Source organism: Paraburkholderia sp. J94 (assembly GCF_905220285.1).
In the GTDB taxonomy this organism is placed as follows: Bacteria; Pseudomonadota; Gammaproteobacteria; order Burkholderiales; family Burkholderiaceae; genus Paraburkholderia; species Paraburkholderia tropica_A.
Map to the genome: position 1 here is coordinate 133,700 of NZ_CAJMZH010000004.1, position 23,201 is coordinate 156,900.

At 65.4% G+C, this 23,201-nt stretch carries 22 protein-coding genes; 12 read left to right on the top strand and 10 right to left on the bottom strand.

Features of this window, described 5'->3' with window-relative positions:
* The first annotated feature begins 82 nt into the window (after positions 1–82).
* On the top strand, positions 83–976 hold the full coding sequence (gene rarD / locus U4Y88_RS09355) for an EamA family transporter RarD (protein ID WP_224013095.1): 894 nt from the start codon (positions 83–85) through the stop codon (positions 974–976).
* Between the two features lie 174 nt (positions 977–1,150).
* On the top strand, positions 1,151–1,531 hold the full coding sequence (locus tag U4Y88_RS09360) for a DUF5594 family protein (RefSeq protein ID WP_224013096.1): 381 nt from the start codon (positions 1,151–1,153) through the stop codon (positions 1,529–1,531).
* Between the two features lie 52 nt (positions 1,532–1,583).
* Here the strand turns inward: U4Y88_RS09360 and U4Y88_RS09365 are convergent, their stop codons facing one another.
* From U4Y88_RS09365 to U4Y88_RS09385, 5 genes are read right to left on the bottom strand one after another with little or no spacing between them, the layout of a single operon-like run.
* Positions 1,584–2,474, bottom strand: a complete 891-nt coding sequence (locus tag U4Y88_RS09365) for a sulfite exporter TauE/SafE family protein (protein ID WP_224013097.1) — start codon at positions 2,472–2,474, stop codon at positions 1,584–1,586.
* A gap of 47 nt (positions 2,475–2,521) precedes the next feature.
* Positions 2,522–4,153, bottom strand: a complete 1,632-nt coding sequence (locus tag U4Y88_RS09370) for a TIGR01244 family sulfur transferase (RefSeq protein WP_321783538.1) — start codon at positions 4,151–4,153, stop codon at positions 2,522–2,524.
* A gap of 29 nt (positions 4,154–4,182) precedes the next feature.
* Positions 4,183–4,641 (bottom strand): YeeE/YedE family protein, encoded by a 459-nt coding sequence (locus tag U4Y88_RS09375; protein WP_321783540.1) that lies wholly within the window; start codon positions 4,639–4,641, stop codon positions 4,183–4,185.
* 4 nt (positions 4,642–4,645) lie between these two features.
* Positions 4,646–5,152, bottom strand: a complete 507-nt coding sequence (locus tag U4Y88_RS09380; protein WP_321783542.1) for a YeeE/YedE thiosulfate transporter family protein — start codon at positions 5,150–5,152, stop codon at positions 4,646–4,648.
* A 13-nt stretch (positions 5,153–5,165) separates the two neighbouring features.
* Positions 5,166–5,501 (bottom strand): ArsR/SmtB family transcription factor, encoded by a 336-nt coding sequence (locus U4Y88_RS09385; protein ID WP_065057220.1) that lies wholly within the window; start codon positions 5,499–5,501, stop codon positions 5,166–5,168.
* 358 nt (positions 5,502–5,859) lie between these two features.
* Between U4Y88_RS09385 and U4Y88_RS09390 the strand changes: the two genes are divergently transcribed.
* The 3 genes from U4Y88_RS09390 to U4Y88_RS09400 all read left to right on the top strand — a co-directional run bounded on the left by U4Y88_RS09390 (position 5,860) and on the right by U4Y88_RS09400 (position 8,124).
* Positions 5,860–6,765 carry an MBL fold metallo-hydrolase gene (locus U4Y88_RS09390; RefSeq protein ID WP_310631633.1) on the top strand — a complete coding sequence of 302 codons (906 nt, stop codon included), beginning with the start codon at positions 5,860–5,862 and terminating at the stop codon, positions 6,763–6,765.
* Positions 6,766–6,947: 182 nt separating this feature from the next.
* Entirely contained in the window at positions 6,948–7,916 is a 969-nt protein-coding gene (locus U4Y88_RS09395) for a zinc-binding alcohol dehydrogenase family protein (protein WP_321783544.1), read from the top strand.
* A 31-nt stretch (positions 7,917–7,947) separates the two neighbouring features.
* Complete coding sequence (locus U4Y88_RS09400; RefSeq protein ID WP_224013103.1) at positions 7,948–8,124, top strand: DUF1427 family protein; 177 nt, start codon at positions 7,948–7,950, stop codon at positions 8,122–8,124.
* Between the two features lie 55 nt (positions 8,125–8,179).
* Here U4Y88_RS09400 and U4Y88_RS09405 read toward each other — a convergent pair whose 3' ends face one another.
* On the bottom strand, positions 8,180–8,635 hold the full coding sequence (locus tag U4Y88_RS09405; RefSeq protein ID WP_224013104.1) for a host attachment protein: 456 nt from the start codon (positions 8,633–8,635) through the stop codon (positions 8,180–8,182).
* A 284-nt stretch (positions 8,636–8,919) separates the two neighbouring features.
* Here U4Y88_RS09405 and U4Y88_RS09410 point away from each other — a divergent pair, with 284 nt between their 5' ends.
* Entirely contained in the window at positions 8,920–9,540 is a 621-nt protein-coding gene (locus tag U4Y88_RS09410) for a pyridoxamine 5'-phosphate oxidase family protein (RefSeq protein WP_321783546.1), read from the top strand.
* 119 nt (positions 9,541–9,659) lie between these two features.
* On the opposite strand, the gene U4Y88_RS09415 is transcribed toward U4Y88_RS09410, so the two are convergent.
* Both U4Y88_RS09415 and U4Y88_RS09420 read right to left on the bottom strand, forming a co-directional pair.
* The gene (locus tag U4Y88_RS09415; protein WP_065057226.1) at positions 9,660–9,794 is read right to left on the bottom strand and encodes an entericidin A/B family lipoprotein; all 135 of its coding nucleotides are present in this window, start codon (positions 9,792–9,794) and stop codon (positions 9,660–9,662) included.
* Positions 9,795–10,004: 210 nt separating this feature from the next.
* A complete protein-coding gene (locus tag U4Y88_RS09420) occupies positions 10,005–11,111 on the bottom strand; it encodes a glycosyltransferase (RefSeq protein ID WP_310631630.1) in 1,107 nt (368 codons plus the stop codon).
* Between the two features lie 341 nt (positions 11,112–11,452).
* On the opposite strand from U4Y88_RS09420, the gene U4Y88_RS09425 reads away from it, so the two are divergent.
* Entirely contained in the window at positions 11,453–12,193 is a 741-nt protein-coding gene (locus tag U4Y88_RS09425; RefSeq protein WP_321783885.1) for a GntR family transcriptional regulator, read from the top strand.
* Positions 12,194–12,298: 105 nt separating this feature from the next.
* Here U4Y88_RS09425 and U4Y88_RS09430 read toward each other — a convergent pair whose 3' ends face one another.
* Positions 12,299–13,615 (bottom strand): calcium-binding protein, encoded by a 1,317-nt coding sequence (locus U4Y88_RS09430; protein WP_321783548.1) that lies wholly within the window; start codon positions 13,613–13,615, stop codon positions 12,299–12,301.
* A 531-nt stretch (positions 13,616–14,146) separates the two neighbouring features.
* Between U4Y88_RS09430 and U4Y88_RS09435 the strand changes: the two genes are divergently transcribed.
* The 3 genes from U4Y88_RS09435 (at position 14,147) to U4Y88_RS09445 (ending at position 18,954) form a co-directional block, all read left to right on the top strand.
* Entirely contained in the window at positions 14,147–15,262 is a 1,116-nt protein-coding gene (locus U4Y88_RS09435) for a sugar transferase (RefSeq protein ID WP_224013108.1), read from the top strand.
* A gap of 174 nt (positions 15,263–15,436) precedes the next feature.
* The gene (locus U4Y88_RS09440) at positions 15,437–16,657 is read left to right on the top strand and encodes a polysaccharide biosynthesis/export family protein (RefSeq protein WP_224013109.1); all 1,221 of its coding nucleotides are present in this window, start codon (positions 15,437–15,439) and stop codon (positions 16,655–16,657) included.
* A 56-nt stretch (positions 16,658–16,713) separates the two neighbouring features.
* Positions 16,714–18,954, top strand: coding sequence for a polysaccharide biosynthesis tyrosine autokinase (locus U4Y88_RS09445; protein ID WP_321783550.1), 2,241 nt, complete (start codon positions 16,714–16,716; stop codon positions 18,952–18,954).
* A gap of 435 nt (positions 18,955–19,389) precedes the next feature.
* On the opposite strand, the gene U4Y88_RS09450 is transcribed toward U4Y88_RS09445, so the two are convergent.
* Positions 19,390–20,460: an acyltransferase gene (locus U4Y88_RS09450; protein ID WP_321783552.1), complete on the bottom strand. Its 1,071-nt coding sequence runs from the start codon at positions 20,458–20,460 to the stop codon at positions 19,390–19,392.
* A 369-nt stretch (positions 20,461–20,829) separates the two neighbouring features.
* On the opposite strand from U4Y88_RS09450, the gene U4Y88_RS09455 reads away from it, so the two are divergent.
* Both U4Y88_RS09455 and U4Y88_RS09460 read left to right on the top strand, forming a co-directional pair.
* On the top strand, positions 20,830–21,933 hold the full coding sequence (locus U4Y88_RS09455) for a glycosyltransferase family 1 protein (protein WP_321783554.1): 1,104 nt from the start codon (positions 20,830–20,832) through the stop codon (positions 21,931–21,933).
* The gene (locus U4Y88_RS09460) at positions 21,921–23,138 is read left to right on the top strand and encodes a glycosyltransferase family 4 protein (protein ID WP_321783556.1); all 1,218 of its coding nucleotides are present in this window, start codon (positions 21,921–21,923) and stop codon (positions 23,136–23,138) included. The genes U4Y88_RS09455 and U4Y88_RS09460 overlap by 13 nt, the downstream gene beginning before the upstream one ends.
* Positions 23,139–23,201 lie beyond the last annotated feature (63 nt).

Sequence of the window (23,201 nt, forward strand, 5' to 3'; positions counted from 1 at the left end):
CGGCCCTCCCGCAGCGCGGTCGATCCGTCGTCAATTCGTCGGCAGAACGTCGTCCGAGCGCAGTCAGACACAAGAACGAACCATGAATCCCGGCATCGCGTACGCATTCTCCGCCTTCACCCTCTGGGGGCTGTTCCCGGTCTACTTCAAGACGCTGCATCAGATTCCCGCGCTCGAAATGCTCGCGCACCGCATGGCGTGGTCGCTCGTGTTCGTGCTGGCCGTGCTGCTGGTGCGCCATCACTGGGCGTGGCTGCGGCCCGCGCTGCGCGACCGTCGCCTGCTCGCGCGTTTCGTCGCCAGCGCCGCGCTGCTGTCGGCCAACTGGGGTCTTTATATCTGGGCGGTGAACGCGGGGCATATCGTCGAGGCGAGTCTCGGCTACTTCATCAATCCGCTCATCAACGTGGTGTTCGGCTATCTGTTTCTGCGCGAGCGGCTGCGGCCGCTGCAATGGTGCGCCGTGGCGATCGCGACGCTCGCCGTCGCCTGGCTCACCTGGCAGAACGGCACGCCGCCGTGGATCAGTCTCGCGCTGGCCGTGACCTTCGGCGGCTATGGCTTGCTGCGCAAGACCGCGCAGCTCGGCGCGCTCGAAGGGCTCGCGCTCGAAACCGTGCTGCTGTTTCCCGTTGCGCTCGTCTATCTGACGATCATCGGCCTCGCGGGCGCGAGCCATTTCGCGCGTGCGCCGCTCGGGCTGCAATTGCTGCTGGTCGCGGCCGGGCCGATCACGGCTGTGCCGCTGCTGCTGTTCGCGGCGGCCGCGCGGCGCATTCCGCTCTCGATGCTCGGCCTGATCCAGTACGTCACGCCGACGCTGCAGCTGCTCACCGGCGTGCTGATCTACAACGAGCCGTTCGGCTCGGTGCGCGCGCTCGGCTACGGCGCGATCTGGGTCGCGCTCGTGATCTATTCGTTCGAAGGGCTGCGCGCCACGCTGCTGAGCGCGCGGCGCATGCGCGAGGTGGATTAAGCGTGGATTGAATGCGGTGTTGTTGATCAGCCGCAAATCTGACGCCATCCCTGACGACGATTGGCTGCTGCGCTGACCTCGCGGTAGGATGCTTCGGCAAGCTGCGAACACACGAAGGACAGGTCCCGCACCAGGCGGCATCCGCAGTTCGCCGAACAGGGGAGACAAGCGCGCATGAGCAACGAAGCCGTCCATCGCTTCGAGGAAGAATTCGCGCCGCGCATCGCCGCGCGGCTCGCGACGCAGTTCGGGCCGGACGTGCACGTGGAGGTTGTGCCGAACGCGGGACGCGGCCATCCCACGCGCGTGCGGCTATCGGGTGTGTCGAGCGAGAGCCGCCATCCGTATGCGTATCCGCTGAACGTGTTCCTGACGTGGGACGTCGACGAGATCGAGCGCCTCATGGAGCCGGGCGGCGAGGCGCGCTTCGCGCACTACCTCGACGCGACGACGCGCAAGATGGCGTCGTGGGAAACGGCGCGTCCGGTGAACTTTTCGACGCGCACGCAAGGCGAGCGGGAAGTGCTGATCGGCGGGCTCGACTTCGAGGGCTGAATTTAGCGGACTTTCGGTGACTTTCGCTGATCGGGTTGCCCGACAGCGCGCGTTACACCACGCCCGCCGCCATCATCGCGTGGACGGCCTTCACGGCCATGCCCACGGCCACGCATCCCGCGAACGCCGCGAACGACTGCTGCAGGCGCGCGCCGCTCACATGGCGCGCGAACACGCGGCCGATGAGCATGCCCGCGAGCGCGCCCGCCGCGAACGGCACGGCGTTGATCCAGAGCATGTGGCCGCTCGCCGCCGACGCGGCGACGCCAGCCGCCGAGACCAGCGCGATCACGGCCAGCGAAGTCGCGACGATGCCCTGCATCGGAATGTCCGACGCGCGCTTGAGCGCGGGCACGATCACGAAGCCGCCGCCCACGCCGAGCAGTCCCGAGAGGAAGCCCGCCATCGCGCCCGAGAGCGCGAGCGCCCGCGCGCAGGGCGCGGTCCAGTCGAGCTTGCCGCGATCGGCGTTCAGACGGCAGGGCAGATCGGACGGACAGAGTTCGGCGCCGCCTTGCAGATCGAGCGCGTCATCCGCCGGATGAGCCTCAGCCTGCGCCCCCGCCATCGCGCGCTGCTGATGAAACATGCGCCACGCCACGCGCGCCAGCACGAGCGCGAACACCAACATGAGCGGCGCATCGGGCAAGCGATGCGCGACCCAGAGACCGGCGGGCGAGATCACCGCGCCCGCGACCGCCATCAGCGCGGCGGCCTTGTAGCGCACCTTGCCCTCGCGCAGCGCCAGCAGCGCGCCGATGCCCGCCGCGAGCGCCACCGCGAACAGGCCGATCGGCGCGGCCTGCGCCACGTCGAGCCCGAGCCCGAACACCAGCAGCGGCACCGCGACGATCGCGCCGCCCGCGCCCGTCAGCGCCAGGATGAGGCCGACGACCGAACCGAGCGCGGCGCTGACCAGCGTGACCATCTCCATGTGCGCCATGTGCGCGTTCTCCGAAGTGACGTCAGATTCAGCAGGCCGCGAGACGCTTACTCATGCGTCGCGCCGGTGAACCACTCGCGGCCCTTGAGAATGCCGCTCCAGTAGAAGCGCGGCAGCACGCTGGCCTTGAGGAACCACATCAGGCGGCGCGGACGCGTGGGATCGAGCGGGAAGGTCGGCAGCAGCTTGCCGCCGTAACCGAACTCCGCGAGCACGACCTTGCCCTTTTCGACCGTCAGCGGACACGAGCCGTAGCCGTCGTAGCGATAGCGCAGCGGCTGGCTGGCACGCGCGGCCAGCAGGTTTTCGGCGACGATCACGGCCTGCTTGCGCGCCGCCGCGCCGGTCTTCGCGTTCGGCGCCGAGCAGACATCGCCGAGCGAGAACACGTTGGGCCAGCGCGGATGCTGCAAGGTCGCGTGATCGACTTCGCACCAGCCCGCGGCGTCGGCGAGTTCGCTGTCGCGGATGAAGTCGGGCGGCACCTGCGGCGGCACCACATGGATCATGTCGAAGCGCTTTTCCACGCGCGTCACGTTGCCGTCGGCGTCCTTCACCTCGAAGGTGGCCTTGCGCGCCGGGCCGTCGATCGCGACCAGATTCGAGTTGAATTCGAGCCTGGCGTCGTAGCGCTTCACGTATTCCATCAGCGGCGGCACGAAGGTCGCCACGCCGAATAGCGCCGCGCCCGCGAGATCGAATTCGACCTTGATCTTCGACAGCAGGCCGCGCTTGAGCCAGTGATCGCAGGCCAGATACATCGCCTTTTGCGGCGCGCCCGCGCACTTGATCGGCATGCCCGGCTGCGTGAACAGCGCGGTGCCGCCCTGCATGCGCTGCACGAGTTCCCACGTGTACGGCGCGAGGTCGTAGCGATAGTTCGAGGTGACGTTGTTCTTGCCGAGCGTTTCCTGCAAACCGGCGATGCGCTCCCACGCGAGCCGCAGACCCGGCGCGACGATCAGCTGGCGGTACGCCACGGATTCGCCGTTGGCGAGGCGCACAAGATTCGCGTGCGGCTCGACGCGCTCGGCGGCGGCGCGAATCCACGTCACGCCGCGCGGCATCACGCTCGCCATCGGGCGGCGCGTTTTCTTCACGTCGTAGGCGCCGCCGCCGACGAGCGTCCACGCCGGCTGATAGTCGTGGTGATCGTTCGGCTCGACGATGGCGATCTTCAGGCCGGGCTGGCGGCGCAGCAGGCTCGACGTCACGGTGATGCCCGCGAGGCCGCCGCCGATCACGACGACGTCCCAGGCCTGGTCGCCGCCGTTCGTGGTCCAGTCGCAGGCGGGCGTGGCCGTGACGGCGGGCGCGACGGGTTCGGCGACCGGCTGCGCGGCGGCGCTGGCCTGCGCGAACTGCCACAGGTTGGTCGCGCGGTTGCCGGTGCGGCAGTAGGCGAGCACGGGCGCGGGCAGATCGGCGAGCAGTTGCGCGAATTGCGCGACTTCAGCGGGGCCGATCTTGCCGGGCGTGACGGGCAGATACGCGAATTGCAGACCGAGCTGCTGCGCGGCTTCGCGGATCTCGGCCGACGCGGGCTGCGTCGGGCCGCCTTCGCCGTCGGGCCGGTTGCAGATGACCGAGCGAAAGCCCGCCGCGGCGATCTCGGCGAGGTCGGCGGGCGAGATCTGATCGGCGCTCGCGAAGCGCGCGTCGTGTTGCACGATTTGCATGGACTCGAAAACTCCTGACTTGGGGCAGATTAAGAACGGCGGGCGCGCCGCTCGAGCACGGCGAAGATCGCCATGCCCGCGAGCATCGCGGCCACGAAAAGCCATGCGCGCGGCTGACCGCTCGCGGCGCTCACGAGCGCGGGGCCGGGGCAGAAGCCCGCGAGACCCCAGCCCGCGCCGAACAGCAGCGCGCCGAGGGCGAGGCGCAGGTCGATGCGCGAGGCGGTGGGCAGCTGCATGGGCGCGCCGAGCAGGCTCGCGGTGCGCGTGCGCGCGAAACGAAAAGCGGGCGCGGCGATGAGGATCGCGCCCGCCATCACGAAGGCCAGCGATGGGTCCCAGCGGCCCGCGAGGTCGAGGAAGGCTAGCACCTTGGCCGGGTTCGCCATACCCGAGAGGATCAAGCCGAGGCCGAACAGCAGGCCGCAGGCGAAGGCGGAAAACGTGCGGATCGTGCGGATGTTGCGGTTCGTGCGGAAATGGCCCATGTTTTCAGGCTCCCGCGAGGTGGCGCGCCACGTACACGGTGACGAAACCGGCGGCCATGAAAAGCCCGGTTGCGGCGAAAGAGCGCAGCGAGCCGCGCGCGATGCCGCAGACGCCGTGACCGCTCGTGCAACCCGACGCGTAACGCGTGCCGACGCCCACGAGCAGTCCCGCGACGATCAGCGTGAGCGGCGACGCGGTGATGGCTGAGGCGATGGCTGAAGCGGGCAGGGCGGCGGTGCCCGGCGTTGCGTTCGAAGTCGCGCTTGAACTCGCGTTCGACATCAACCGCGCAAGCCACCAGAGCCACGGCGCGGCACACAGGCCCGCGACGAACGCGAGCCGCCACGCGCGCTCGCCGGACGCATCGCGCCCGCGCAGCAAGCCGCCGACGATTCCGCTGATGCCCGCCACGCGCCCGTTGCCGAGCACAAGCCACGCGGTGGCCGCACCGATCATGAGACCGCCCGCGAGCGAGGCGAACGGCGTGAAATGGGCGAGATCGACGTTCATGGGCGTCGCCGGTTCAAGCGGGACGCGCCTTGAGGCGGCCGCAGTAGAGGCTCGACAGCGTCTGCATCACCTGGATGACTTCGTGGCTCGCGAGCCGGTAATAGATGTACTTGCCCTCGCGGCGCGTCTCGACCAGACCTTCCTCGCGCAGCACGCCCAGATGCTGCGACAGACTCGGCTGATGCACGCCGACCAGCGCTTCAAGCTCGCCCACGTTGCGCTCGCCCTCGGTGAGCTGACAGAGCAGCAGCAGACGGTCTTCGTGCGCGAGCGCCTTGAGCAGCGCGCAGCATTTTTCGGCGGATTCGCGCAGGGCGCCGAGCGCTTCGGGAGTGATCGGTGAGTTCATGGTCGTGCGGCGAATGGGCGCCGTGGAGCGCCGGGTGAAGGTTCTGTCAGCGCGGGGCGTTCCGCTGTAGCGTCAAACACCCGCTGACAGTTTGTTGACAAACATTATATCGATTCATAATATGTGTTTCAATAAAGCATCGCGCTGATTGCCGCTGATTGCCGCTGATCGTCGCAGATCGCCACTCACGGTCGCTGATCACGCGTTGCCGCGTTCGCGCGATGCCCGACTGCGCCGCGCTGTGCGCCGCCGCGCAGTCAAACGCGAATTTTTGCCGCACTTTTCGAAAAGTCATGCCACGCAGCGCGTCCCCGGTGCGTTTGCGCGTCGCTGTCCGAAGTTGTTGTCTGGAGCCCCCATGTCCGAGTCCCCCCTCCGTTCCGCCGAAGTCGCGGACCCCGCCCGCGCGGCGCTCGTCGAGCCGTTCTTCGATCCCGCCACGTCCACGGTCACCTACGTCGTGCACACGGGGCGCGGCTCGGTGTGCGCGATCGTCGACCCCGTGCTCGACTACGATCCGAAATCGGGGCGCACGTCTACCGCGTCCGCCGACCGCGTGATCGCCTTCGTGCGCGAGTACGGGCTGACCGTGCAGTGGCTGCTCGAAACCCACGCGCACGCCGACCATCTCTCGGCCGCGCCGTATCTGAAGCAGCAACTGGGCGGCAAGATCGCCATCGGCGAGCACATCCGCACGGTGCAGGGCGTGTTCCGCGCGGTCTTCAATCTCGGCGACACCGTGGCCGCCGACGGCAGCGAGTTCGATCATCTGTTCAAGGACGACGAGACCTTCCACGTCGGTCCGCTCATGGCGCGCGCCATGCACGTGCCTGGCCACACGCCCGCCGATCTCGCCTACCGGATCGGCGACGCGGTGTTTGTCGGCGACACCATGTTCATGCCCGACGTCGGTTCGGCGCGCTGCGACTTCCCGGGCGGCGACGCGCACACGCTCTATCGCTCGGTGCGCCGTCTGCTCGATCTGCCCGGCGAAACGCGCCTGTTCATGTGCCACGACTATCCGCCCGAGTCGCGCGGGCCGAGCTTCGAAACCACGGTCAACGCGCAGCGCCGCGGCAACATCCATCTGAACGACAGCGTGACCGAGGACGCCTTCGTGCAGATGCGCACCGCGCGCGACCGCACGCTGTCGATGCCGAATCTGATCCTGCCGTCGATCCAGGTGAATATCCGCGCGGGCCGCATGCCCGAGCCCGAAGCGAACGGCGTGCGCTATCTGAAGATTCCGTTGAACGCGCTTTGATTGGCGCTGATCGATCGTGAGAAACGGCCCGCTTTCACGCGGGCCGATTTTCATTGCGTGTCCGATTCGTCGATGTCCCGCGCGCCGCGCCTTGTCCGAAATTCGAAAGCATCTGTCCACACCACGGCATCCCGGCAATCTAGACTCCTTCTCACGCTAGAACGCACTCACGGAGTCACGCCATGAAAGCCATCCAGTTCTCGGCCTTCGGCACGCCCGACGTCCTCGAATTCGTCGATCTGCCGACGCCGCAGCCCGCCGCCGGCCAGGCGCTCGTGCAGGTGAAAAGCGCCTCGGTCAATCCGAGCGACGTGAAGAACGTCTCGGGCCATTTCGATCACACCGTGCCGCCGCGCGTGCCGGGCCGCGACTTCAGCGGCGTGGTGGTCGCCGGTCCCGACGAGTGGATCGGCGCCGAAGTCTGGGGCACGGGCGGCGACATCGGCTTCACGCGCGACGGCACGCACGCCGAATTCATCGAGATTCCGGTGGCCGCGCTCGCGAAAAAACCCGCCTCGCTCACGCATGCGCAGGCTGCCTCGATCGGCGTGAATTTCGTGGTGGGCTGGCTCGGCACGGTGGATTACGCGCAACTGGCGGCGGGCGAAACGATCGCCGTGATCGGCGTGTCGGGTGGCGTGGGCGGCGCGGTCACGCAGATCGCCAAGGCGCGCGGCGCGCGCGTGATCGGCATCGGGCGCGAAGCGCCGGACGCGGATTCGCCGGCCGCACGTCTGATCGACGCCTTCGTGCCGATGGACGCCGGAACCGCCCAACGCGTGCGCGAACTCACGGGCGGCGCGGGCGCGGACGTGGTCTACGACGCCGTCGGCGGCGTGGCCTTCGAACTGGCGCTGTCGCTCGTCAAGCGGCGCGGCCGCGTGGTGGAGATCAGCGCGACGGGCAAGCGCCGCGTGGAGTTCGACCTGATCGACTTCTATCACAACGAAACGCAGCTTTTGGGCGCCGACAGCGCCAAGCTCGGCGTCGCCGACGCCGCGCCGATCATGCGCGCGCTGGCCGAAGCGTTCGACGCGGGCCGTTTCGCCGCGCCCGTGGTGGCCGCGCACTATCCGCTCGCACGCGCGAAGGACGCCTACGCGGCGGTGGCCGCGGGCACGCGCGGGCGCGTCGTGATCGACATGGCCTGATGGACCGGACGCAAAGGCGGGGAGCGCAACGATGAAGGCTTATCTGGTTTCGCTCGCGGTGGGCGCGCTCGCGGGCCTGCTCTACAGCGTGCTCGACGTGAAGTCGCCGGCGCCGCCCACGATCGCGCTCGTCGGCCTGCTGGGGATGCTGGCCGGCGAGCACGCGATCGGCTTCGTGCGCAGCTGTCTCGCGCACCTCGCGGGTTAGGCGGGGATTGCTGCTGACGCTGCGCGGATCTTGCGCGAAGTTGTACGCGGATGGGTTAGGTTTCGGCGCGCACGAGCCGCTCGGGCAGATGCGTGCGCAGCGTGCGCGGATCGAGCAGGGCGAGATCCTTGTCGAGTTCGAGCGTGACCAGATTGCGCGTCTGCGCGTCGAGCGCCTTGCGCAGCGCGCCCAGAAACGCGGGCGGCGCGATCAGCGCGAGCGTGCCGTAACGCGCGTCGTTGCGTGCCTTCGCGAGCGTGGTTGCGACCTGCGCCGCGAACAGCGTGGTCTCGCGCTCGTGATGCTGCGTGTCGGGGTCGCTCGACTGGCGGCCGGAACCGCCCGAGCGCTCGGTGCGGCCCGAGCGGTCCGTGACGAGGCTCTGCTCCGGCACGCGGCTTTCGGGATGCAGCAGCGTTTCGACTTCCTCGATGGCGCCGAGCGGATTTTCCGTCGCGAAAATGCGTGCGGTGACGCGGTTGGCGACGACGACCCAGATCGTTTTCGACATGCTTTCCTCCCGGCCTGAAACAGGCGAAGCGCTGCGGCCGATGGGGCAAACGCCCCGGCCGAAGCGATGAGTGGACTCGCGCGGCGCAGCGCGAGCTACAAGGGTAGCGCTTCGTGAAGCGCAAGGGAGCCACAATGCACGCGGGATATTTTCCGCGTCGGCTATCCTCCCGAAAAACAAGAGGATCATTCCCGCACTGGCGGGATTCTCTTTCATGCCGGTAGGGCCTATCTTGATGTCTCCAGGGCGCGCTGCCGCGCAGCCACAAGGAAAAAGGAGCCAGGATGGCCTCGACCGTTCACCGTTATTCGAGCGACGTCGCTTTCACGCCGACCGTGAAGGCCATGCAGTCGCGTCTCGGGTCGCGCGAAATCTATGCCCGCGTGGAAGCGCAGCGCGGTTTCGGCACCGATCTCACGCCCGACGTGCAGGCGTTCATCGAGGCGCAGCGCAGTGTGTTTCTCGCCACCGCGAACGCCGAGGGCCAGCCGTATATCCAGCATCGCGGCGGCCCGCAGGGCTTTCTGCGCGTGCTCGACGCGCGCACGATCGCGTTCGCGGATTTCATCGGCAATCAGCAATACATCACGCTCGGCAATCTGACCGACAACGCGAAGGCGTATCTGTTCCTGATCGATTACGCGCACAGGCGGCGCGTCAAGGTCTGGGGCGAGGCGCGCGTCGTCGACGACGACGCGGCGCTGGTCGAGCGGCTGATGCCGCCAGGCTACAAGGCGCGCGCCGAACGCGCGATCGTGTTCACGGTGACGGCGTGGGACATGAACTGTCCGCAGCATATTCCGCAGCGCTTCGAGGCGGCGGACGTGAAGGCGGCGCTGGAGGAGCGCGACGCGCGCATCCGCGAGCTGGAGGCCGAGGTGGCGAAGCTGCGCGCGCAGCATTGAGCACGCAGGGCGTTCGCGTCAGGCGCTTGCGAACGGGGCGGTGGCAGTGTGCGCGAAGGCCCGCGCAAAAAAGAAACGGCCCCGCGCGAAGGCGGGGCCGAGGGCAGGCATCAATCGTGTTACTTGGCCTTGTCCGCTGAATTGGTGATGGCGTTGCCGCCCTTCGAGATGTCTTCGCCCGCTCCGGCAATGGTGTTGCAGGCGGCGAGGGTGACGGCGAACAGCGCAAGGGCAAAGGCAAGGTAACGGCTCATGTCGGCTCTCCTTGTGATGGATTCCCTGATCGCGGTGCAAGGCGCGCGGTCCGATCCGGCGTGCGGCGCGGCGATGGCCGGCACCGGAGGCCATCCGGTAAATTGTACGCGCGCCGCGCCAAGCCATGCGCACAGCGTGCGCGTCCGATGCGCGACAGATGCGCGCTCCGCCGTGCGCCTTTCAGGCGCGCGCCGTCTGTCCCGGCGATATCAGGAGCGGCGCTGGTGCTTGCGCACCACGAGCCACTTCGGCGAGCGGAACCGCACGATGCTCACGTAGAGCCACACATAGGTGCAGGCGAACACGACCACGAAGCAGAACAGATGCAGCGTGTGGCGCCAGAACAGCGTGGCCGGAATCACGGCGATCAGGCACAGCAGCCACAGATACGGCGAGGTCAGCGAATTGCGGCGCGTCAGCTCGCGCGCGGTGTGCGCGCCGACGGCCCAGCGCATCAGACGCTTGTAGACCAGCATGTGCAGATGCACGCCGTCGGGAATGCCGGGCGACATGCCGCGTACGAACTTCTTCCGGTAAATCGAGAAACAGGTCTCGAAGATCGGGTACATGAACAGCAGCACCGGATACCACGCCGACACGTCGCGGTTGCGCATGACGAGCAGGATCGCCAGTTCGGCGAGCATGAAGCCGATGAAGTACGCGCCGCCGTCGCCGAGAAAGATCAGGCCCGCCGGGAAGTTCCAGATGAAGAAGCCCATCACCGCGCCCATCATGATCAGCGAGGCCGAGAGCACGACCGGGTCGTGCACCTGGAAAGCCACGTAGGCGAGCGAGGCGAACATCATGAAGGCGACCATCGAGGCGAGGCCGTTGAAGCCGTCGATGATGTTGACGGCGTTCGCGAGCGCCGCGACGGCCAGCACCGTGATCGCGCACGATATGGCCGCGTAGGAAAGCAGGAAGTCGAGCGGCGGCACGCTGATGCGCGTGACCGCGATGCCGAGCAGGAAATACGCGAGCGCGGCGGCGGCCATCGTGCAGACGAGGCGCGCGAGCGGCGAGACCTTCTTGGTCAGATCCTCGACGAGCCCCGAGCCGAACGCGGGCAACCCGCAGGCGACGATGCCGAGAATGCCGCCCGAAACCGTCGGCCACGCGTGATGCAGCTGCGCGGCCGCCACCACGAGGCCCGCCAGAATGCCGGTTCCGCCGATGCGCGGCACGGGCCGCACGTGGAATTTCTGCACGCCCGCGAGATCGGAGTCGACCGAAAACCTTTCATGCAGATGCGCGTATCGCACGATCAGCAGCGTGACCAGCAGTGAAACGATAAAGCCGAGGGCGAAACTGAGCATGAAAGGTGAACGCCGGTCAAAAAGGTTGAATGCGAGATCGAGCGCGGACGGAAAGCGGGCCGAATCCGCGATTATACAAAGGCGCCGAGGCGGCTCCGCGGGCGCCGGGAGGCCGGCGCACTGACAGACGCACTATTGGAGCGAGGTCAATACGCAGGCGTGCCGCACTGCCGATAATTTCGCCGATCATGCGCGAAACCAAACTGCTCACTCCTTCTTCGCCGTCACCGCTTGCGAGCGCCGATGTGCAAACAAACGCACAGCCCGCCGCGCCGTTGACGCCGCCGCTCGCTTCGTCTGCGCCGCCTGCCGCAGTTTCCGGGTTCTCCTCGTTCTCCACGCTGTCGCCGACGCCGCTGCGCGCCGCGCCGGGCGGCGCTTCGCGCGCCGACCGCGTCTACGAGAATCTGCGAGAGGACATCTTCGAACTGCGCTTGCTGCCGGGCGTCTGGCTGACCGAAGCGGCCGTGGCCGCGCGCTTCGCGGTTTCGCGCACGCCCGCGCGCGAAGCGCTGCAACGGCTGCAAGGCGACGGCCTGATGCGCGGCTACGTGCGCGGCGGGTGGGAAGTCGCGCCCATCGACTTCAGCCGTTTCGACGATCTCTACGAAATGCGCGAGCTGATCGAGACCTTCGCGATCCGCCGCCTCTGCGAGCGCCACGCGCGCGGCGAGCGCGCGGCCATGCAGGCGCTCGACGCGCTGGGCGCGATCTGGCTCGTGCCAGAGGCGGCGCGTCTGACCGATGCGCGGCGTGTGGCGGCGCTAGACGAGGCGTTCCATCTCGCGCTCGTCGACGCCGTGGGCAACGCCGAACTGTCGGCGGCGCTGCGCCGCGTGACCGACCGCATCCACGTGGTGCACCGGCTGGGCTTTGTGTACGGCGAGCGCGTCGGCGAAACCTATGCGGAGCACGCCGAGCTGCTCGACGCGATCCGCGCGGGGCGCGCCAGTGCCGCCGTCGATCTGGCCGAGCGCCACGTGCGGCGCTGCCGTGCCGAGATCTGCCGCCTCGGCGCGCAGCGTCTCGAACTCGCGCGCGACGCGCTGGCTTACCCGGAAGGGGAAACCGCGCAGGGGTGAGGGTGCGATGCGTGTCAAACGTATCAAAGCCCACGCATCGCGTCAGCGAGTTTCAATTTAGTTGGTCATCCGAACTAATGAATTCGGCTGACGAATTGAACGCATTCAGGTTCCCGGCCGATCGGCGGGCGTGATCTCCAGCAGGATCACGTGGTCGGGCACATTCACCGTGAGTTGCCGCTGATCGCGATGCGTGGTCAGCGGTTCCGCCGACACCATCGGATCGTACACATCCACGCGGCGCGCATTCGCTCCGAAATCCAGTTTCACCGGCGCGGGCGGACTCTCCAGCGGCGTGCCATTCGCGCGGTCCCAGATCAGCGTTTCATTCCAGAGGGCGAGCACGAAGCGGCCGTCCTTTTTCTTCAGCAGAAAGCTGTTCGCCGAAACCGGCATATCGCTGAGCGTATAGGTCAGCGTATCGCGCGCGGCCGCGCTCGCGCGATGCGGTGTAGTCGTGTTGAGAATCGTCGTGAGATTGCGGATTGAATGCGCGACCAGCTTCGGGCTGTTGTCGTTGCGGAACATGCCGTAATGCATTTCGGCATTCTTGTTTTGCGGATCGGGTTTCTGGTCGAGCAATTCGTAGACGAAAAGCCGCTTCACGCCGGCCGCCGCCGCATCCATATAGCCGTTGAGCACGCCTTTGGCCTGCGTCGGTTCGTCCACGCCCAGCATGTACCAGCCCGATTGCGGCATCGAAAAATAACCGAACTCGGTGACGACGACCGGCAATTCGAACTTCTTGACCGAGCCGAGCGCGGCGGGCAGCCAGCGATCGCCGTTCGCGTTGTAGCTCGGCTGTTCGCCGTTTTGCGGATAGAAGTGGGTATTCGAATAATCGGCGGAACTCGCGCGCGTGTCGACCAGCTTCGGGTCATAACCGGTCAGGTCGTAGACCGGTACGCCCGCGAGCGCGGACGCGTTGCGCACGCGTGAGTAGATCTCGCGCTGCAAGGCGAGTCCGGCGGCAGCGCCCTTCAGGCCGTTGTAAGTCACGGGAAAGTTATCGACCTCGTTGAAGCCCTCGATCGACACGACGCTGCCCGGCACGGCCGTATTCAAGGCCACCGCCTGGTCGATCGCCTGGTCGATGTTCGTGCGCATGAGGAAATTGAATTTGACGCCGCGGCGCGCGAGATACACATAGTTGTCGAACGGCGGTGTGCCGGTCGGCATCATGTCGCGGACGTGGCGAATGCCGAGCCAGGCGAGATCGTCGGCGACGTTGTGCACGTTCACGTACGCGCCGTCGGTGTAATTGACGTGCGTGTTGACCGCGAGCGTGTCGATGAAATCCTGCGCGGGCATGGCGCGCACCGCGTCGGCGTGCGCGGCCGATCCGCCGAGGCTCGCGGCAAGGCCGGCAACGAGACTGAAGGCGGCAAGCGGCGGGCGGGCGGCGGCCAGAGAGAGCTTCACGGCGGATTCCTCGCAGGATGCGGTTTGCCGACATTCTGCTGCGCAATGGCCGCCTGAGTGTGTGCGTCGGCGAACGGATCGGCATTCCGCAGAGGATTGAATCGCGCGCGTCGTCGAATTGTCGTCGGGTTGTCGTTCGATGCGTCCTCAAGCGAACGGCGCGCGGAAATAATTGCGTCACGAATAATACGGATTCCTATTAAATGGAATGAACCGGACTGAACGATGGCAGCGCGGCGCGAAAACACGCGGCGATATGTGCGAGACCGTACATATCGCATTGGCTGCGCGTGGCGTGCTACAGGGCATGGGCGCGTCGCGATGACGAGGCCGCCACGATCACAAATCGTTGGTGGGATTGCGCACGGTTTGGCGGTTGTACACACCTTAATGTGTTGTCGTGGCCAGGCGGGGTGGGCGAGGTACGCGCCTGCAATACCCGGGGCACAGAGAGAGCGTGCGTTCGCTCTCCGAGGACGACCACGTCAGACCCAAAACGTCTGATGAACACGACACGCACTGGGGTAGGACATGTCAGATCTAACGCAAGGGCCTCAGCTGACACAAGGATCACAGCTGACGCAACGGTCGCAACTGACGCAACGCACGGTCGACGTGGTGCTGATCGTGCTGGGCGCCGTTTGCGCCGTACACCTGAACCTGAATTTCACGCAGATCGGCGCGGCGCATCATCCCGATCCGACGCTGGTGGCGTTCTGCGCGGCGCTTGCGCTTTCGGTGTTTCCGGCTTGCGGCACGTATGGATCGCGTGGCAGCCGCTCGATTTTCAGCGTCGCGGGACGCACGGCGCTCGCGTGGCTCGCCGTGCAGCTCTGCGGCCTCGTGCTGCTTTACGCGATTCATCACGATCATCTGCTGCAATTGCCGTGGTTTATTTACTGGACGCTGACGACCGGCATTTCGCTGATGGCGTCGCACACGCTGTTCTTTTCGGAGTTCAGCGTGCTGCGTCTCACGCGCGCCTGGTGGCATCGCGAACCGATCGAACTGGAAATGGGCTCGGTGCGCGCCGCCGTGGTCGGCCATGCCCTCAAGCGCATGTTCGACATCGTGGCCGCGCTGAGCGCGCTGATTCTGCTGTCGCCGCTGCTGCTCGGCGTGGCGCTGCTGGTCAAGCGCGATGGCGGCAAGGCGCTCTATGGCCATATGCGCGTGGGGCGTCATGGCAAGAAGTTCCGATGCCTGAAATTCCGCTCGATGGTGATGAATTCCGAGCAGGTGCTCAAGGATCTGCTCGAACGCGATCCCGAAGCGCGCGCCGAATGGGAACGCGAATTCAAACTCAAGAACGATATTCGCGTGACGCGCATCGGCCGCTTTCTGCGCCATTCGAGTCTCGACGAATTGCCGCAACTCTGGAACGTACTGCGCGGCGAAATGAGTTTCGTCGGTCCGCGCCCGATCATCGATCAGGAACTCGAACGCTACGGCGACGCGCGCAAGTATTACCTGATGGCGACGCCGGGCATCACAGGACTCTGGCAGGTGAGCGGCCGCAACGATATCGATTACGCGACGCGCGTCTCGCTCGATGTCTTTTACGTCATGAACTGGACCTTCCGCCGCGATATCGGAATTCTGTTTAAAACGTTTTTCGTCGTGATTCGCGGCAGTGGCGCGTATTGAGCCTGGTATCGAGATTGATATCGAGCGGGATTGAAGCGCATATCGACATTGGGAACACCGGCTTCGGGAAACGGCTTCAGCAGGGGAAATGAGTGGCGCGCTTGCGCCAGGCGGACCAGGTATCCGCGTCACACGGAATGACGCGGAACATGGGCAACGGATGGGGGTAGGTCAATGGAAACGAACGCGAAGAAATCGATCGCCGCGGGCGCGTTGCGTCGCGCGGGCTTATGGGTTGCCTGCCTGACGATGGCCGGGCTGGGCGGCTGCGCGCTTGCGCCGGGCATGACGTACGCGCCCGCGGCCGGCGCGTCGACTGTGGCGGACACGGGCGCCGCGCACACCGGCGCAGCGCCGGGCTCGGGCGTGCCCGACAGCGTGGTGGCCAAGGGCATCGCGGGCGCGCCGTCCGGCACGCTCGTCGAGATCACGCGCGACCTGGTGACGAAGGAAGCGGCGGCGCGTCCCACGGGCATTCCCGACGACGTGCACAAGCTGTTCTCCAAAGCCACGCCGTACCAGATCGGCCCAGGCGACATTCTCAGCATCGTGGTCTGGGACCACCCCGAACTCAATCTGCCCATGTCGGGCGGCGGCGGCGACGGTAGCGGTACCGGCGCGAGTTCGGTGTCGTCGGGTTATACCGTCGATACCGATGGCTTCATTCAGTACGCGTACATCGGGCCGCTGAAAGTCGAGGGCCTGTCCGAAATGGGCGTGCGCGATGCGCTCGCGGACAAGCTCACGAAATACGTGCGCAAGCCGCAGGTCACGGTGCGGATCCAGACCTATCGCAGCAAGCGCGTCTATCTGGACGGCGAGGTGAAAACGCCGGGCGTGGAAGTGCTCAACGACCGGCCGATGACGCTGCCCGAAGCGATCAATCGCGCGGGCGGCTTCACGAGTAATGCCGATCGCTCGCAGGTCGCGGTCACGCGCGGCGATTCGACGGTGGTCGTCGACATGCCGGAAATGATCCGCAAGGGCTTCAATCCCGACCGCATCATTCTGCGCGACGGCGATCTCGTGCGCGTCTTCGGGCAGGCCGACAGCAAGGTATTCGTGGTGGGCGAAGTCGAGCGCCCCGGCGGCGTGATGTTCAATAACGGCCACATGTCGCTCAACGAAGCGCTCGGCAACGCAGGGGGGATCAACCAGTCGTCGGGCGACGCGTCGCAGGTCTATGTCGTGCGCGGGCGCGACACGAGCCAGCCGACGGTGTTCCATCTCGACGCGAGCAGTGCGTCGGCGATGGCGACGGCCGACTCGTTCCAGCTCAAGCCGAACGATGTGGTGTTCGTCGATACGTCTTCACTCGTGAAGTGGAGCCGTGTCATCAGCCTGATATTGCCGACGACGCAGGCCGCGGCGGCAACCCGCGCGGTCGGCTACTGATCCCCGCATGAATGCGAAGCGTGCCATTGGGCGCCTTCGTCACGGAGAGGATAAAAATGAATCAGCGTGACTATTTGCTTGACGGGCCGGCCGACGCGATGATGCCGATCGCGCCCGAAAGCGGGCATATGGGCAATCTGCTCGATACGCTCTATGCGGGCCGCAAAACGATCCTCGCTGCCACGATCGTGTGCACGCTCGTCGGTTGCGTGTATGCGTTGCTGGCGGCACCGGTCTATGAATCGGACATGCTGATCCAGGTGGAGCAAAATCCGAACGCCGCGAAGTCGGCGCTGGCCGATTTGTCTTCGCAATTCGCGGTCAAGACCGAGGCGTCGGCGGAAATGGAGGTGTTGCGTTCGCGGATGGTCGTGTCGGCCGCCGTCGACGCGACCAGGCTGTATATTCATGCGTCGCCGCGCTATTTCCCGGTCGTGGGCCGCTGGGCCGCGCAGCATCTGAATCTGTCGGGCTGGTCCGGCTGGGGCGGCTACGCATGGGGCGACGAAGCGATCGACGTGCCCCGTTTCGACGTGCCGGCGCGCCTGCAAGGCCGGCCTTTCGTGCTGACCTACCAGGGCGAAGGCGCGTACACGCTGACCTTCGGCGGCAACACGCTCGAAGGCAAGGTGGGCCAGCCGCTGCACGCGGAGGTGGTGGGCGGCACGATCGATCTGCTCGTGAACCGCATCGAAGGTCAGACCGGCACGGTTTTCAGCCTCTCGCGCAGTTCCGAGCTGAGCGCGATCCAGCAACTCCAGACGTCGCTGGCCATTTCGGAAAAAGGTAAGGAATCCGACGTGATCGGCGTGGCGCTCGATGGCGACGATCCGGTACTGACGAGCACGATTCTCAATGCGATCGGCAACGAGTACATCCGGCAGAATGCGCAGCGCACCCAGGAAGAAGCGCAAAAGTCGATCGCCTTTCTCGACAAGCAATTGCCGCAACTGAAAGACCAGCTCGAAAAAGCCGAGAACGAATACAACACGTTCCGCTCCGAGCATGGCGCCGTGAATCTGGGCGCCGAAGCGACGTCGCTGCTGCAGAGTTCGGCTCTGGCACAGAGCCGCCTCGCCGATCTGCGCCAGCAGCGCGCGCAATTGCTGGCCCGCTTTACCGACGACAACCCCGCCGTGGTCGCCATCAACGGGCAAATCTCGGAAGCCGAAAAGGCGATGGTCGAACTCGCGGGACAGACGCGCGCCTTGCCGCCGCTCGAACAGCATCTCGTGCGGCTGCAACGCGAAGTGACCGTCGACACCAACATCTACACGAACCTGCTGAACAATCGCGAGCAGATGCGTCTGCTCAAGGCGGGCCGCGTGTCGAACGTGCGCATGATTGACGCGGCGGTGCCGTCGGAAGGCCCGATTCGTCCGAAGCGTGCGGTGCTGGTGATCGCGGCGTTCTTCACGGGGCTGTTCGTGGGCGCGGCGATCGTGCTGGTGCGTCATCGCCTCAAGCGCGGCGTGTCGATGGTCGACGAGATCGAAGTGGGCACGGGTCTCGCGGTGTTCGCGGCGGTGCCGCGCAGCCGACTGCAACACACGCTCACGCGCCGCGTGCCGAACGGCGCGCCCGGCGCGAACACCGTGCTCGCGCATACGGCGGCCTTCGACGCCGCGGTCGAAAGCCTGCGCAGTTTCCGCAGCGCGCTCGAATATTCGCTCGCGAATGCGTCGAATCATGTCGTGCTGCTCGCGGGACCGACGCCGATGGTCGGCAAGTCGTTCGTCTCGGTGAATCTCGCGGCGGTGTTCGGCGCCTCGGGCAAGCGCGTGCTGCTGATCGACGCCGACTTGCGGCGCGGCTCGCTGAATCTGCACACGGGCGTGCCGAGCAGCCCCGGCCTGACCGATGTCGTCGACTACCTGCAGGACTACGATCAGGTCGTGCATCGCCAGGTGATGCCGGGCGTCGACTTCGTGGCGACGGGCGGCTATGTGACCAACGCCAGCGAATTGCTGCGCCAGGACAGCTTCAAGGATTTCGTGGACTGGGCCAACGAGGCCTACGACCTCGTGCTGATCGACGCGCCGCCGGTATTGCCGGTCGCGGACGCGGGCATCATCGGCCAGCTCGCGGGCACGGTGTTCGTGATCGCGCGCCAGGGCACCACGAGCGTGGCGGAATTGCGCGAGTCCGTGCGCCGTTTCGAACAGGTCGGCGTGCCGATTCGCGGCGTGATCTTCAACGACATGACGGCGCGTCCGGGCCGCTACGGCGATGCGTATGCGTCATACGGTTATTCGAGCCACGGCTTCGCGAAGGATGCGGGGATGACGCAGCGTTGAGAGGGGATTCAAGGCCGGCGTGATGCGCCGGTCGTGAATGGTTGAACGAACAAGCCCACCACGGTTAGCCGGGTGGGCTTTTTCAATTGGGTGAATGCGGTGGTGAGTTTGAAAGCGCAGAACGCATCGTCACGGCGTGTGTCACGCCGTGTGCTTCCGACTTTCGCCTGGCGCGCGCTTATCGATATGAAGAATCGCTTCGCGAACTGATGCAGCGTTGACCGCACGATTCAACGACTGACGCGTTGTATTGCGATGTGCAGCACCTCGACTCGTCCGCACAAAGCGTCGCTCGACAATTCGTGTCGATCGCTTCTGAACATCGCACGCGAACGTAAAAAAGCCCGGCGTACAACACGTCGGGCTTTTCAATACGGACCTATCGTCCGATTAAATTGTGGCTTTCCGCTACGCCAATACGCTGTGCGAAAAGCTTCAGCTCAGTGCCGTTCCGCGCATCTGCGAACGCTTGCCTTCGAGTTTCGAAAGCAGCGGTTTCTCCAGATACCAGTGAACGCCCAGCGCGAATATCACAGCGAACATCGCGACAAAAGCACCGGCCAGATAAAGGCTCAATGTCGTATGAAACGCACCGGCCTTGATCGCCTTGGCAAATACGTTCATCCAGAACAGGTGCGTGAGATAAAGCACATACGAGGCATTGCCCAGCGTCGTCAGCGCGCGCCCGATGAAGCTGCGATCGTCCTGCACGTGCAGGAACAGCGCAACGAGCAACATGGACGGCAGGCCCCACGCCCACCATCTGAACGAGGACGGCAGGCCGAAGGTCGCGCTATCGGGCGAAGCCGCGGACGCCCACCAGAACAGCGCGACGCAGGCCACCAGCAGCGCTTGCCACGTACGCCGGCCCGGCGCAGGCAGATGCGTACTGATCGCGCCCAATGCAATGCCAAAAAGAAACTCGACGACAAGCGGGCTGCCGTAGTACTGCGCCTGCGCCGTCGCGCCGGCTTTTTCAAGCACGAATGGCACAGCGGCCAGCAGCGCGACGATCGACAACGCGCGCAAGCGCTGCCACGGCAGACATAAAACCGCGGTGCAGACGAGATAAAAATAAAGCTCGTAAATCAGCGTCCACGCCACGCCGAGAATCAAACCCGACGATGTCGTGGGCGGCAGCAGGAATATCGACTCGATCATGCCCACGGCGTCCAGCTCGACGTGTTTAAACGCGAGCCCGCTGCCGGCCAGCGTCACCAGGATCGCGAGGCAAGCCCAATAAGACGGAAAAATGCGCGTGAGACGCCGCGAGAGGAATCGGCGCGCCGACGTTCGCGCGGAAAAGCCGCCCGTCGTGTGCCACATCACCAATCCGCTAATGACGAAAAAGATATCGACGCCGCACGCGCCGACGCGCGTCGCCGAAGCGGAAGCGATGGCCAGTGGACTGCCCATGGCCTCTTCGAGAATGTGATGGGCCAACACAGCGAAAGCGGCGTAGAAACGCAGATGCTGGAGGCCTTGAAGTCGGGTATGACGTCCCATGAATGTCGTCGGTGAGTTCAGCCGGGAATGGAAGGCGCCGCCCGGAATGGAAGGGGACGCTTTTACGCATTCGTCCAACTCGGAAACCGGCGGCGTAACGGAAATCTGCAGAGCAATTATAGAAATGTCGATATTTAAACAATCGAATTAACTGTTCCGCTACGTGGTGCGCGTCACATTGCGCAAACAATGTAAACCGTGCTTCGCGAAATAGCACGACATGAGCGTAGCCGAACATTCGACGATGGGAAGATCGTCCACACTCGCACTCATACCAATTGCATGGTGTGGCTTGTCGAATCCGGTCGTGTTGCGGTGGCTGCGTGCACGGATGATGCCGGGACATGAGCGATGCCCTGGACCGATCCAATGAAAGACCTGCTTGTTCCCAATCTGCTGATCAACGGCCGTTTTCTCGGGCGGCGCGCAACCGGTGTCGATCGCTTTGCGTTCGAAACCATTCGCGCGCTCGATCAGATGATCGAGTCGCGCGACCCGCGTGTGGCCGGATTGCGCACCGAGATTATCGTGCCCGAGGCGCTGGCAGAAATGGCGAATCCATTCAGGCACGTCGGATTGCGTGCGAGCGGCAAAGGCGGCGGTTTGCGCTGGGAACAGATTGCGTTGCCCCACGCCGCGCGTGGCCGGTTGCTGCTCAACCTCTGCAATTCCGGGCCGCTGCTGTATCGCCGCCAGGTCACGGTGCTGCACGACGCTGCGCCTGCGCGTGTGCCCGAGAGTTACAGCCGTTCGTTCGTCGCCTGGTATCGGCTGATGGCGCCGCGGATCGGTCAGGTCTCGCAGCGCGTGATTACGGTGTCCGAATTCTCGCGGCGCGAATTGTCCGATGCGTACCGGATTCCGGCGGGCAAGATCGGCGTGGTGTACGAAAGCGGCGAGCACATGCTGCGCGTGCAACAGGACGAAAGCACGGTGACGTCCGCGCTCGGCGCGCGGCCTTTCGTGCTCGCGGTGGGCAGCCTCAATCGTCACAAGAATTTTCAGCTCGTGGCCGACGCCGCGCGTCTGATTCGCGACGCGCAATTCGACATCGTGGTGGTGGGCGGCGGCGATGCCAAGGTTTATGGAAGCGGTCAGGACGCGTTGCCCGAGTTCGTCAAGCATCTCGGCTATGTGAGCGACGGCGAACTGGCGGCCTTGTATCGGCGCGCGGCGTGTTTCGTGTATCCATCGCGTTACGAGGGCTTTGGGCTGCCGCCGGTCGAGGCGCTGGCGCTCGGCTGCCCGGTGATCGCCTCGCGTTTGCCCGCCGTGCAGGAAGCGTGCGGCGATGCCGTGCTGTACACGTCGCCGGACGATCCGGCGGAACTCGCGCGCCTGCTCGAACGCATCACAGCCGATGCCGCGCTGCGCGCGAACCTGCGCGAACGAGGCCGCGCACGCACGGCGGAGCTGACGTGGCACGCCACCGCCGTCAAGCTGATCGAGGAGATTTCGCCGTGGCTAATGTAACGCTTGCCTCCACTCTCGCGAACGACCCGCGCCGCTTTGGCCGCGTCGCGCTCGTGCATGAATGGCTGGTCACCTATGCGGGCTCGGAGAAAGTCGTCGAGCAGATTCTTCAGTTGTTTCCGCAAGCCGATCTGTTCAGCGTGGTCGACTTCTTTCCCGAAGCGCAACGCAGCGTGCTAGGCGGACGTCATGCGAAGACCTCGTTTATTCAACATCTGCCGCGCGCGCGTTCGTCGTTTCGCAGCTATTTGCCGCTGATGCCGCTCGCGATCGAGCAATTCGATCTGTCTTCGTACGATCTCGTGATTTCGTCGAGCCATGCCGTGGCCAAAGGCATTTTGACGGGACCGAATCAGGTGCACGTGAGCTACGTGCATTCGCCGATTCGCTATGCGTGGGATCTACAGCATCAATATCTTTCCGAAGCCGGTTTGCAACGCGGCATGAAAAGCTGGGTCGTGCGCATGCTGCTGCATTACATGCGCATCTGGGATCAGCGCACGGCGCATGGCGTCGATGCCTTCGTCGCCAATTCGGCCTTCGTCGGGCGGCGCATTCGCAAAGCCTATGGCACCGAAGCGACCGTGGTGTATCCGCCCGTCGACGTGGAGCGTTTCGAATTGTGCGAGCAGCACGAGGACTTTTATCTGATCGCCTCGCGCATGGTGCCGTATAAGCGCATTCCGCTGATCGTCGAGGCGTTTGCGGCGATGCCGTCGAAGCGGCTCGTGGTGATCGGCGACGGCGCGGATTTCGACCGTGTCAAAGCCTGCGCCGCGCCGAACGTGACCTTGCTCGGCTATCAACCCGATTCGGTACTCGTCGATCACATGCAGCGCGCGCGCGCGTTCGTCGTGGCGGCGGAAGAGGACTTCGGCATTTCGGTGGTCGAAGCGCAGGCGTGCGGCACGCCGGTTATCGCATTCGGACGCGGCGGCTCGCGCGAAATCGTGGTGGATTCGGCGGACCCGGATCGCGGCACGGGGCTGTTCTTCGGTGAGCAGAGCGTCGAAGCGATCGTCGATGCGGTCGAGCGTTTCGAACGCCAGCCCGCGCTCAAGCCGGAAGTGTGCCGCCGCAATGCCCTGCGTTTTACGGAGGAGCGATTCAAGCAGGAGTTTCTCAGCGTGGTCGAGCGCGCGATGGATGCGGGCAAGGGCTTCACGGATACGCCTCAAGTCGTGCGGCGTTGGCAGTCGGCTTGACAACGTGTCGACGCGCGCAACGCAGGTGAATTCGGGCAGATGCGATAACGACATCGCGCGCGG